Below are 12471 nucleotides of genomic sequence, written 5' to 3' on the forward strand. Positions count from 1 at the left end.
GATTTTTTCAAAATTCAAATATGAGTCATATATCAATGAATATGAAAGAATTAAAACTAGGTAAATACCTGACATTAGAAGAATTTTGTACCTGCACTCAGACTTACCATAAATATGCTCAACACATCAATCCATTTCCACAAAATATCCAAGAAAGTATTCCGGCATTACAAGATTTAAATAGATATATTATTGATCCAATTATTGATAATTATGGAAGAGAACAATTTCGTCTCACCTATGGTTTTTGTTCATCAGATTTGAGAAAATATTTGGAGAAAAAAGACATATTGACAGGAGAAAAAAATGGACGGGTTGCACCTAAATTAGATCAACATATAAGTTGTGAAATTAATAAAAATGGTAAATACTATTGTGAAAGATTGGGTGCAGCTTGTGATTTTATGATTGCAGATTTACAGAGTGAAAGTTTGGTAGATTGGATTTTACAAAATAAGTTACCTTTTGATTCTTTGTATTTTTATGGTAGCACTAGACCGATTCATGTTAGTTATGGACCGCAGCATAAACGGGATGTTTGGACTTTTGGGGATGTTAGACAACCGACAAAGAAGGGGATTGAACATTGGGTAAGAATGGCGAAAGAGATATGATATCTAATACTAATAGATCCACGATTTCTTAAAGAAGTCGGGGATCTGGGTATAAAAATTCTCCTTTGGATGACTGGTACATACACCCATAGGAGAAATTGTAAAATTTTTTTATTTATTTTCCAACTTTTTTATCCCGAATTATTCCTTTATTCAACAGTTACAGACTTGGCCAAATTCCTTGGCTGATCTACATCCAAACCCCGCCGCGCCGCAATATGATAAGCTAACAATTGCAACGGTATCACCGTCAAAATAGGGGACAAAATTTCCTCCACATCAGAAACAGGAATTAAATCATTAAAGATTTCCGCTGCTTCCCCATCATTCACAGAAGTAACACCAATTAACCGGGAATCTCTCGCTTTCGCTTCTTGAGAATTAGAAATCACCTTTTCATATACACTACCAGGCATGGCGATCGCCACCACCGGAACTTTCGCATCTAATAAAGCAATAGGTCCATGTTTCATTTCCCCTGCTGGATATCCTTCGGCGTGAATATAGCTAATTTCTTTTAATTTCAAAGCCCCTTCTAACGCTATCGGAAAATTAATTCCCCTACCTACAAAAATGAAATCTTTCGTTTCTGCAAAGTCATGTACTAATTGCTCAATATATCTTTCTTGAGTTTCTAAAATTGCTTCAATTTCTGCTGGTAACTGTTGCAAACCTATCACTATTTCTGCTAATCTAGCAGCACTAATTGTTTGTCGACGATACGCTAAATCTAACGCCAAACCATAAAACGCCATCAACTGGGCAATAAAAGTTTTTGTGGCGGCAACCCCAATTTCAATACCTCCATGAGTATTAATAATATTGGCCACCATATTACCCAGGCTACTTTCTGGACGGTTAGTAATGCCTAAAAGTCGCGGTTGATACTTGGCTTCTTTACCTTGACGGCGTTCTTTTTCCATAGATAAAGCCGCTAAAGTATCCGCAGTTTCCCCAGACTGGGTAACACCAATAGTCAGAGTATTGGCTGTCAGCGGTGATGGTGCATAGCGAAATTCTGAAGCATACTGTACCTGAGTGGGGATTTCTGCTAATTGTTCTAATAAGTATTTACCCACTAAAGCCGCGTGCCAACTTGTACCACAAGCCACAATTTGAATTTGTTCTAAATCTGCGTAAAATTCCTCTGCTAAACCCAGCGTCACAGGCGTTTCTGAACTAGCAGGAAAATAAGCTTCTAAACAAGCTCTCACTACCCCCGGTTGCTCATAGATTTCCTTGAGCATAAAATGCTTGAAACCCTGTTTTTCCACCATGATGGGATTCCAGTTCAAGGTGCGGGGATGCTTTTTTAAACGATGTCCAGCAAAGTTGTATACTTCCACACCCAAAGGAGTCAAACGGGCGATTTCGCCGTTTTCTAGGGGTAATACAGCGCGGGTATAGGGGACAATTGCTGGCGTATCAGAAGCACAGAAAAACTCACCTTGGCCAAAACCAATCACTAAAGGTGCTTGTTGACGAACTACAATTAACTCATCGGGGAAGTCAGCAGAAATGACAGCGATCGCATAAGCCCCTTCTAACTTACTTACCGCTTCCCGCACTGCATTTAACAATAAAGAAGGGGAAGAAGAATTTTCAGCAGTATGTTTTAAACACTCAGCTATCAGGTGAGGTATCACCTCTGTATCTGTCTCTGAACGAAACTCATGTCCTAATGCTTTTAAATTTTCTCGTAACTCACGGTAATTCTCAATAATACCATTCTGCACTACTGCTATTCGCAGAGCCGTATCTAGATGTGGGTGGGCATTATATTCTTCTGGTTTACCATGAGTTGCCCAGCGAGTGTGACCAATGCCAATTTGGGCAGGATTTTCAATTTGTTCTAGTTTAGAACGTAAATTCAGTAGTTTACCCTTAGCCCGCACACAATGAACGTCATCTTTCCAAATAGTGGCAATTCCCGCTGAGTCATAACCTCTATACTCTAGCTTTTCTAGTCCGGCTAATAAAATATCTGTCGCCGCTTGAGTGCCTATATATCCAACAATTCCGCACATTTGTCACACTACTCCGGTTACAGGATGATTAATATTTATTAAATATCAGTTGCATTTGGTTTTAACACCTCACTATCGGGCTGACAACTGTTCACTATTCACTGCTTCCTAAATTTAATAAGTATTGTTGTCAGGATAAAGGGGTCATTATATCAAATAAAAAGGAGCAATTTGCTCCGATACGGCTAAGTATTTTGACGCTCTGTGTTCTAAAACGCCCAAATTATGGAGTAATGACTAAAAAAAGGCTGAATCCTGAGAGAAGAAGCAAGAATTATATCAGTCGATGGAATTCCTATCTTTCACTCTCTCATTCCTCAGCACCTTTTTACTGAGTATTTTATAATCTCAGTATTCTAATAGGCTAGACCCATACTACGAGTTGTTTCCGCACCCAGATAAACTCGGATGCTCAAAAAGTCGGTGGGGCAAGCTGTTTCACAACGTTTGCAGCCTACACAGTCTTCTGTGCGAGGTGAGGCAGCAACTTGAGCCGCTCTACAGCCATCCCAAGGAACCATCTCTAGAACGTCTGTAGGGCAAGCACGGACGCATTGGGTACAGCCAATGCAGGTATCGTAGATTTTTACTGTATGAGACATTGACAAAAGGCTCCTTGCGAGTGTTCTTCTCTGTGAAGGAATCATAATCAAGGCATAGTTTATCGCAGTGCTGGATGGAGTGTAAGTAAAAGGCTACATAACTTCAAACAATTTAATAAGCTTTCTGAACAGTTTATTTGTTAAATCGCTGTTATTCATCTGTAATCAGCAACATAGACATCCGGTGTTTACCTAATCGACTCTTCCCAAAGATGCCAAATTGTAAAGATGTGTAAATATAAAATCAATTTCTCAGGGTTATCTATATTACCTATAATTTTCTCGCGGGGGGACTCTCAAGTTTAGTGAACTTGTTAAGAACTATTAACTAATTAGCAACTGTCTTGATTCTATATTAAGCAAACAGGTCTTGATTGTGCAACGTTGAAATTCTATTAGTTATTGGTTCTTATAATTTAGGTGAGATTTAGCTTATATTTGCTTATAGGTTTAAGTATTTGTTTAAATATCAGCTTAATCACACAATAATATCAAAAATTAGATCCCAATATTTCCTAAATATCAGGATCTAAAATTTTCACTAACCAGTAATAGTCCCCGTCAAAGGAGAACTAGCACTAGCATAGTCTTTCATTGGCATCCTACCCGCTAAATAAGCTATACGACCAGCTACAGTTGCTAAATTCATCGCATAAGCCATTGCTGGTGCATTTTCAGCCAGTGCGATCGCACTATTAATTAACAACGCATCCGCACCTAATTCCATCGCTTGTGCAGCCTCCGAAGGCGCACCAATACCAGCATCTACCACCACAGGTACTTTCGCATTTTCAATAATAATCTGAATATTGGCAGTAGTTTTCAGTCCTTGTCCTGAACCAATGGGCGCAGCTAAAGGCATCACTGTTGCACAACCAACATCTTCTAACCGCTTGGCTAACATGGGATCGGCATTAATATAAGGTAAAACAGCAAAACCTTCTTTTACCAATTGTTCCGCAGCTTGCAAAGTGCCAATGGGATCTGGAAGTAAATACTTGGCATCAGGTATAACTTCTAACTTGACAAAATTATTATCTTCCTGTCCTAATAACTTGGCCATTTCTCGTCCTAACCGTGCTACTCTAATCGCTTCTTCCGCAGTTTGACAGCCAGCAGTATTAGGTAACATCCAGATTTTACCCCAATCTAAAGCTGCTGCCAAACCTTCATGTCCTGGTGCGTGAGTTTGTACCCGTCTTACAGCTACGGTGACAATTTGACACCCACTAGCAACAACGCTTTTCTGCATTTCCTCAATGCTGCGATACTTGCCAGTTCCTGTCATTAGGCGAGATTGAAAGGTTTTACCAGCAATAATTAATCCTGAATCTTGCAGATGTAGATCAGCAGTTTGTAAAGATAAATTTTTACCATGTCCGTTAGTGAAATTAGCAGGATGAGTAAGCATGGATGTTATCGTAGATGACTGAGTTTGCAAGGGTGTATGATGAAAGCGGGAATAATGGAAATTAGTTAAAAGAGGATCGGTTTTTTGTGACAAAATCAAATCAGCAATTAACGCGGCTGTGACTGGTGCAAGCAAAATCCCATTGCGATAATGACCAGTAGCCAAAGTTAAATTTTTACAGTGACTATCGCCCAAAATCGGTAATTCATCGGGGGTAGAAGGGCGAAAACCCCACCACATTTCTGCGATAGGATAATTCTCTAATTGTGGATAAAGGCGAGTTGCAGCTTGGAGTAAACTTTGTATTCCCGCTGGTGTGTTATCGGGAGTAAAACCCACATCTTCACTGGTTGCGCCTAAAATAATAGAGCGATTGCGACGGGGAACAATATAAATATTTTCACCATACAAAACTCGTGTTAAAGGTAACTCTGTCACAAATTCCGGTACTCGCAACCGCAACATTTGTCCTTTGCGGGGACGCACTGGTAAAGGTAATAATTGATTTGCCCATGCACCTGCGGCTAAAAGATAATGGTCAGCCCTAAGCAAACCCGTGTTAGTTTGGACACCTATAACTTGTCCTTGTTGTTGACAAATGGCTTCTACTGTAATTCCATCTTTAAATTCCACACCCAAAGAATCAGCCGCAGTCCGCAGAACTGTTATTAAAGCCTGGTTGTCAACTTGCCCATCTTCAGGATACCACCAACCACCAACTACATCTGCTCCCAATCCTGGTTGATATTGATTAATAGCATCTTTATCTAACCAAAAGCTTGGAGACTGGGAAATTGATATTTCTCCCCTGCTCCCCTGCTCCCCTGCTTTTTTATACACTGGGGCGAGGATGCCACAAGGCCAATAACCTGCATTTAAACCTGTTATTTCTGCTAGTTTACTAATCCAGTCGGGATATAAAGCACGCGATCGCCAACACAAAGAAAGCATAGCTTCATTGGCGATATTTTCCGCATCAGGCGCTAACATTCCTGCTGCGGCTTGACTGGCTGCGTCAGTAAAATCACGGCAAAGTACAGTAACATTTGCACCCCGCAATTTCAATTCTACAGCGCAAGCCAACCCGATAATGCCACCACCGATAATTAAAATGTCGCTAGTCATTGGTCAATAGTCATGAGTCATTAGTAAATAACTAATAACCTATCAGGTCTGGTAATTGGTAATTGGTAATTGGTAATTGGTAAATTCTTCCCAGTCCCCAGTCCCCAGTCCCCAATCCCCAATCCCCAGTCCTTACCACAAAGCGCGAATAGGCTCTTTGTCTTGATTGCTATTACCTGAACTTAAGTTAGTATCTGTTGCAGAAGTAGAAGTAGAAGTAGAAGTATCAGTAGTATTTGTGTTTTGTGTACTATCGGTAGTTCCTGTTGACTCAGTAGTAGCATTACTTTGAGCTATGCTGGTGCTGCGAGTATCATCAGAAAAATCATTGCTGTTGGTAGTTTGAGAGTTATTGCTGTTAGCAGTTTGAGAATTATTCCTAGTAGCTGCTTGAGCATCATCCCTGGTAGCCGTGCTATTAACATTAATATTAGCTGGGAGGACGCTGGAAGCTCGCCTTCCAGGGGGAACATTAGCGGTTTGCTGTCCACCCATCGGAAAGTTAATACCAAGCAACGTACCTAGCAAAATTGCCACGCCTCCAGCCATCAAAATTAAGGGTGTCCATCTACCCATCTTATTTGTCTCCTTTTTAAACTTCTGGTGTCCAAACTATTTGAGAACCTTGACCCCAAAATCCGTCAAACTTTGTTACTTTCACATCACCTAAAATCTGAGTTTGACAAGCTAAACGCAACTCTGATGTAGGAGAATGGGGAGGAAGCGAACGCCGAGTTTGATCACGCCAATTTGCTGCGGACACTTCGCCTTCTACCTTAACCGCACAAGTACCACAACTGCCAAGTCCTCGACAATTTATTACTCTAGAACCACTGTTGTAGAGATCAACATCATGATCTAGCAGCACCTTTCTTAAATTGGCTTGGCTTTCACACTCAATTAATTTACCTTGAGCTACTACCTGGGGCATATTGAAAATAACAAACTAAATTACAGCAGGGAATAGGGAGATGAGGAGATGAGGAGATGAGGAGATGGGGAGATGGAAAGAAAAATCTATTCTTGTGCTCCTAACTCCTATTCTCTTCTTACTGTCACCTGTCACCTGTCACCTGCCACCTGTCACCTGTTCCCTGTTCCCTGCTATATATTGGCACATCGCTACAAAGTTGTCTTTCAGGTCTCATTTTTATGACCATAACTCCCGCACATCAACTTTGGCTCTATGACACTACTCTCCGTGACGGAACTCAACGGGAAGGACTATCAGTGTCTATAGAAGATAAGTTAAGCATTGCTCACCGATTAGATCAACTAGGTATACCTTTTATTGAAGGTGGTTGGCCAGGGGCAAATCCTAAAGATGTGCAATTTTTCTGGCAACTCCAAGAAAATCCCCTCAAACAAGCGGAAATTGTCCCTTTTTGCTCCACTCGTCGCCCCAATACCAAAGCAGTAGATGAACCTATGCTACAGGCGATTTTAGCAGCGGGTACGCGCTGGGTGACAATTTTTGGTAAATCCTGGGATTTGCACGTTATTGAAGGACTCAAGACCAGTTTAGAAGAAAATTTAGCCATGATCCGCGACACAATTGAGTATTTACGTTCTCAAGGACGGCGTGTGATTTATGATGCTGAACACTGGTTTGATGGCTATAAACAAAATCCTGATTATGCTCTACAAACACTAACAGCAGCAGCAACAGCTGGGGCTGAATGGTTGGTTTTATGTGATACCAATGGTGGGACTTTACCTCATGAAGTTTCTCAGATAGTTGAAGTTGTCGTGCAGGAGATTGGGGACTGGGGGCTGGGGACTGGGAATGAGGAAAAAAATCTTACCCAATCACCAATTCCCCAGATAGGAATACACACCCATAATGATTCAGAGATGGCGGTTGCTAATGCTATAGCAGCAGTTATGGCAGGAGCAAAAATGGTACAGGGGACTATTAACGGTTATGGTGAGCGATGCGGTAATGCTAACCTGTGTTCTCTAATTCCCAATTTACAGTTAAAGCTTGGTTATAGCTGTATCGGTAAACACCAGCTAAATCAACTTACAGAAACTAGTCGCTTTGTTAGCGAAGTTGTCAATCTTGCACCTGATGAACACGCACCTTATGTTGGACGTTCGGCTTTTGCTCATAAAGGTGGGATTCATGTCTCTGCGGTGGAACGCAACCCTTTAACCTATGAACATATTCAGCCGGAACAAGTAGGAAACCGTCGCCGCATTGTCATTTCTGAACAGTCAGGTTTAAGTAATGTGTTGGCTAAAGCTCGGACTTTGGGAATGGAATTAGATAAACATGATCCTCAAGCTCGGCAAATTCTCCACCGGATGAAAGAATTGGAAAGTGCAGGATATCAATTTGAAGCCGCAGAAGCTAGTTTTGTACTGTTGATGTATGAGGCATTGGGACTGAGACAACAGTTTTTTGAAGTTAAAGGTTTTCAAGTCCATTGTGATTTGGTAGAGGGTAAAGAAAGTACCAATTCTTTAGCGACAATTAAGGTTGCTGTTAATGGTCATAATATTCTCGAAGCAGCGGAAGGTAATGGTCCAGTTGCAGCTTTAGATGCAGCTTTACGTAAAGCTTTGATGAATTTCTACCCCCACATTGCTGATTTTGAATTGACGGATTATAAGGTTAGAATTCTGAACGGAAATACAGGTACATCTGCCAAAACTCGCGCTTTGGTAGAATCTGGTAATGGTCAACAACGTTGGACGACAATAGGCGTTTCGGCAAATATTTTGGAAGCTTCCTATCAAGCAGTCGTTGAAGGTTTGGAATATGGTTTGTTGTTGCATTTTCAAGCCGAAAAAGCTTTGAAAGTTTAGCAGTTCAGAGATTTTGTAGAGATGTTTTTATTTGTTGCATAAATGTAAGAATTCAGGTAAGGCGATAAGATCCCCGACTTCTAAGATCAATTTATCATTTATGGACACAATAAATAAAAGAAGTCGGGGATCTGGGTATGAACGATTGCTATAGCTGAATACTTACGCATAAATAAAAAAGGTGGGCATTGCCCACCCTACTTTAACCTTTAACGCACATAACTTGTTTAAGTGTTGCTACCACTTCTACTAAATCTGCTTGGTTTGCCATTACTTGCTCAATAGGTTTATAAGCACCGGGAATTTCATCTAAAACTCCTGCATCTTTACGACATTCTACACCTTCAGTCTGAGCAATTAAATCATCAAGGGTATAGACATTTTTTGCCTTATTTCTGGACATTAATCGCCCTGCACCATGACTACAGGAGCAAAAACTATGAGCATTTCCTTTACCTTTGACAATGAAAGATTTTGCTCCCATTGAACCAGGAATAATCCCATAATCTTCTGTTTGAGCGCGAACTGCACCTTTACGAGTGACATACACTTCTTCACCAAAATGTACTTCTTTTTCGGCGTAGTTGTGATGACAATTTACCTCTAATAAAGGTTTGGTTACTTTACCTCCAACTAAATGTTTTTCGACGATCTTTTTAAATCGTGACATCATCACATCACGGTTAAAATGTGCGTAATTTTGCGCCCATTGTAAATCTTGCCAGTAGGCTTTAAATTCCGGTGTTCCAGCCACAAAATAAGCTAAATCTGGATCTGGTAATTTCTCACTTGCCATTTTTGCTAGTTCTTTAGCAGTATTAATATGGCATTGTGCGAGTTTATTACCAATGTTTCTTGAACCGGAATGCAGCATTAACCAAACTTGGTTTTCTGTATCGAGACAAATTTCGATAAAGTGATTTCCTCCACCCAGAGAACCCATTTGTTTCATGGCTTTACTTTCTAAATCTTGCACACCACGATGCAAGTTAGAAAAATCGCGCCATTTTTGCCAGTTGGTTACTGCTTTTTCTACATTATCATTGGCATTGAATCCTGTAGGAATTGCTGCTTCAATATCCAGGCGAATTTTCTTGAGTTTGCCTTCTAATTGTTCACCTGTAAATGATGTTTTAATGGCACTCATACCGCAACCAATATCTACACCCACAGCCGCAGGAATAATGGCTTCTTTGGTAGCAATAACTGAACCAACTAACGCGCCTTTTCCTAAGTGAACATCGGGCATTAAGGCAACGTGTTTAAATACAAATGGCAAGGAAGCAACATTCTTGGCCATTTTGGTTTCATCTGAGCCTAAAGAATGATTTGCCCAGGATAAAACGGGGTGTGGTGTGGTAATTCCTAATTGTTCGTAGGGCATAATACAAAGTCAAAATTTAAGGAGCAAAATTCCAGATTACAACTTGAAAAAGTTAAGTTTGATTTACTGGTTGGTTGGATTGATTGATTTTGAGTATTGCATGGTATTTTTAGAATTAAATCACTATACTACAAGTATGTTACACAAAAGCTGATCTGTCAACTTTTTTCTTTGACTATGCACCAAAATAGATCATAATGATTGGTGAGGATGTGGGTTTACCAATTCGTGGCATGAGTTTAAAGGCAGTTCTATTTGATTTCCATGGTGTCATCATTAAGGATGAAGCAGTTCACCTACAATTGATAGATGCGATTTTGGTGCAGGAAAATTTGCAACCGCAAAAGCTACAAGAGCGTCAAGCTTGTTTAGGCAGGAGCGATCGCGCTTGTTTTCAAGACTTGCTCAAAAATCGTGGTAGGGTGGTAACGGAAGAGTATTTAATTCAGTTGCTCACTCGCAAAGCTCAGGCTTATGTGTTGGAACTAGAAAAACTGGAAAAACTGCCTTTGTATCCGGGAATAGAAGATTTAATTTTTCAGGTGCGATCGCATAATCTTAAACTAGGCTTAGTTAGTGGTGCTTTGCATCAAGAAATAGAACTGGTTTTAGAACGTGCCAAACTATCTGAATATTTTAATATTATTGTCGCAGGTGATGATATCAATACCAGTAAACCCCAACCAGAGGGTTATTTGCTGGCTTTAGAGAGATTCAATCAAGCATATCCAGATTTGAATTTACAACCTCAGGAATGTTTAGCCATTGAAGATGCTCCGGCGGGTATTCAAGCAGCTAAACGCGCTCAGATGCAAGTTGTGGGAGTTGCGAATACTTACCCTTTTCAAATACTTCACCGTCAAGCTAACTGGACTGTTGACTATTTGACTGATTTGGAATTAGAGCGCATCAAGGAAGTTTTTTTGCAAAAAGATGTGAAAATTTCCCTGCCTGAGTGTTAAAATGCAATGTAAATGTATATGCTGGGTTTGTTAACTCTGCATTGATACGGGGAATTAGCTCAGTTGGTAGAGTGCTGCGATCGCACCGCAGAGGTCAGGGGTTCGAGTCTCCTATTCTCCATTTAAACATTAGGCATCTGTTGGAAAATTATATAAGCGTTTCCTGGAACATTTCTACACTGGGTTAAGAAAATTTCAAGAATCATTGAACGCAGATAAACGCAGATAAACGCAGATGAGGTGATGACAAGATCCTGGCAAGATCCCCTACTTCTATGATGGTTAATATGATAAATTTAGGGATTGATTACAGAAGTCGAGGATCTAGGGATCTAATTGATGACAAGATCCTGGAATTCTATGATGGTTAATATGATAAATTTAGGGATTGATTACAGAAGTCGGGGATCTAGGGATCTAATTGATGACAAGATCCCCGATTTCTATGATGGTTAATATGATAGATTAAGAGACTGATTACAGAAGTCGGGGATCTAATGGCTATTAAGAAAAGTGAACTTTATAGTTCTTTATGGAAAAGTTGCGATGAATTGCGGGGAGGTATGGATGCTTCTCAGTATAAAAATTATGTATTAGTTTTATTATTTGTTAAATACGTTTCTGATCGATATGCAGGTGTGGAAGATGCCACGATAGAAGTCCCTGAAGGTGGTGGTTTTCAGGATATTGTTAATTTAAAAGGGAAGCCGAATATAGGGGAGAAAATTAATGAAATTATCACTAATCTAGCCACAGCTAACGAGTTAGGTAATATCTTTAATGATGCCGATTTTAATGATGCGGATAAGTTGGGGAAAGGTAAGGAAATGCAAGATAGGCTTTCTAACCTGGTGGCTATCTTTGAAACTCCGGCTTTAAACTTTAGTAAAAACCGCGCTGATGGAGATGATATATTAGGCGATGCTTATGAGTATTTAATGCGGAATTTTGCCACTCAGTCGGGTAAAAGCAAAGGACAATTTTACACTCCTGCGGAAGTCTCTCGCGTTATTGCTAAGGTAATCGGAATTAACACCGCTACCAGTCAAGAACAAAGTATTTATGATCCTACCTGTGGCAGTGGTTCGTTATTATTAAAAGCAGCAGATGAAACTGATATAAAAATCACCATTTACGGGCAAGAAATGGATAACGCAACCTACGCATTAGCCCGGATGAATATGATTTTACATGGACATCCTACCTCGGAAATTTGGCAAGATAATACTTTATCAAATCCCTATTTTAAAGATGATCAAGGTGGTTTAAAAACCTTTGATTTTGCAGTTGCTAATCCTCCTTTTTCTGTGAAGGCTTGGAGTACGGGATTTAACCCAGAAAAGGATGATTTTAACCGATTTGATGGTTATGGAATTCCGCCCATTAAAAATGGTGATTATGCTTTTTTATTACATTTAGTTGCTTCTTTAAAACCTCATGGTAAGGGGGCAATAATTTTACCTCATGGCGTTTTATTTCGCGGGAATGCTGAGGCAGATATTAGAAAAAATCTGATTCAGCAAAAGATTATTAAA

At 40.0% G+C, this 12471-nt stretch carries 10 protein-coding genes and 1 tRNA gene; 5 read left to right on the forward strand and 6 right to left on the reverse strand.

Annotated elements, in window-relative coordinates:
* On the forward strand, positions 1-614 hold a 614-nt coding region (locus VB694_RS13170; protein ID WP_323360771.1), incomplete at its 5' end, for a hypothetical protein.
* A 149-nt stretch (positions 615-763) separates the two neighbouring features.
* Here the strand turns inward: VB694_RS13170 and glmS are convergent.
* The 5 genes from glmS to VB694_RS13195 all read right to left on the reverse strand — a co-directional run bounded on the left by glmS (position 764) and on the right by VB694_RS13195 (position 6710).
* Positions 764-2641 (reverse strand): glutamine--fructose-6-phosphate transaminase (isomerizing), encoded by a 1878-nt coding sequence (gene glmS / locus VB694_RS13175; protein ID WP_323360772.1) that lies wholly within the window; start codon positions 2639-2641, stop codon positions 764-766.
* 356 nt (positions 2642-2997) lie between these two features.
* Positions 2998-3243 carry a photosystem I iron-sulfur center protein PsaC gene (gene psaC, locus VB694_RS13180; protein ID WP_323360773.1) on the reverse strand — a complete coding sequence of 82 codons (246 nt, stop codon included), beginning with the start codon at positions 3241-3243 and terminating at the stop codon, positions 2998-3000.
* Between the two features lie 541 nt (positions 3244-3784).
* The gene (gene thiO / locus VB694_RS13185) at positions 3785-5779 is read right to left on the reverse strand and encodes a glycine oxidase ThiO (RefSeq protein ID WP_323360774.1); all 1995 of its coding nucleotides are present in this window, start codon (positions 5777-5779) and stop codon (positions 3785-3787) included.
* 132 nt (positions 5780-5911) lie between these two features.
* Positions 5912-6355 (reverse strand): hypothetical protein, encoded by a 444-nt coding sequence (locus VB694_RS13190; protein ID WP_323360775.1) that lies wholly within the window; start codon positions 6353-6355, stop codon positions 5912-5914.
* Positions 6356-6371: 16 nt separating this feature from the next.
* Complete coding sequence (locus VB694_RS13195) at positions 6372-6710, reverse strand: 2Fe-2S iron-sulfur cluster-binding protein (protein WP_323360776.1); 339 nt, start codon at positions 6708-6710, stop codon at positions 6372-6374.
* 221 nt (positions 6711-6931) lie between these two features.
* Here VB694_RS13195 and cimA point away from each other — a divergent pair, with 221 nt between their 5' ends.
* Positions 6932-8590 (forward strand): citramalate synthase, encoded by a 1659-nt coding sequence (gene cimA, locus VB694_RS13200; RefSeq protein WP_323360777.1) that lies wholly within the window; start codon positions 6932-6934, stop codon positions 8588-8590.
* A gap of 202 nt (positions 8591-8792) precedes the next feature.
* Here the strand turns inward: cimA and VB694_RS13205 are convergent, their stop codons facing one another.
* Complete coding sequence (locus tag VB694_RS13205) at positions 8793-9974, reverse strand: RtcB family protein (protein ID WP_323360778.1); 1182 nt, start codon at positions 9972-9974, stop codon at positions 8793-8795.
* A gap of 233 nt (positions 9975-10207) precedes the next feature.
* Between VB694_RS13205 and VB694_RS13210 the strand changes: the two genes are divergently transcribed.
* From VB694_RS13210 to VB694_RS13220, 3 genes are all read left to right on the forward strand, one after another.
* Positions 10208-10936: an HAD family phosphatase gene (locus VB694_RS13210; protein ID WP_323360784.1), complete on the forward strand. Its 729-nt coding sequence runs from the start codon at positions 10208-10210 to the stop codon at positions 10934-10936.
* Between the two features lie 48 nt (positions 10937-10984).
* A tRNA-Ala gene (locus VB694_RS13215) sits at positions 10985-11057 on the forward strand.
* A gap of 376 nt (positions 11058-11433) precedes the next feature.
* On the forward strand, positions 11434-12471 hold a 1038-nt coding region (locus VB694_RS13220), incomplete at its 3' end, for a class I SAM-dependent DNA methyltransferase (RefSeq protein ID WP_323360779.1).

The organism is Anabaena sp. UHCC 0451 (assembly GCF_034931405.1).
Classification (GTDB): domain Bacteria; phylum Cyanobacteriota; class Cyanobacteriia; order Cyanobacteriales; family Nostocaceae; genus RDYJ01.

Coding starts and splice junctions, on each gene's coding strand:
- thiO (WP_323360774.1), bottom strand. CDS start 5,779: ATGACTAGCGACATTTTAATTATCGGTGGTGGCATTATCGGGTTGGCT.
- VB694_RS13195 (WP_323360776.1), bottom strand. CDS start 6,710: ATGCCCCAGGTAGTAGCTCAAGGTAAATTAATTGAGTGTGAAAGCCAA.
- cimA (WP_323360777.1), top strand. CDS start 6,932: ATGACCATAACTCCCGCACATCAACTTTGGCTCTATGACACTACTCTC.
- VB694_RS13205 (WP_323360778.1), bottom strand. CDS start 9,974: ATGCCCTACGAACAATTAGGAATTACCACACCACACCCCGTTTTATCC.
- glmS (WP_323360772.1), bottom strand. CDS start 2,641: ATGTGCGGAATTGTTGGATATATAGGCACTCAAGCGGCGACAGATATT.
- psaC (WP_323360773.1), bottom strand. CDS start 3,243: ATGTCTCATACAGTAAAAATCTACGATACCTGCATTGGCTGTACCCAA.
- VB694_RS13190 (WP_323360775.1), bottom strand. CDS start 6,355: ATGGGTAGATGGACACCCTTAATTTTGATGGCTGGAGGCGTGGCAATT.
- VB694_RS13210 (WP_323360784.1), top strand. CDS start 10,208: ATGAGTTTAAAGGCAGTTCTATTTGATTTCCATGGTGTCATCATTAAG.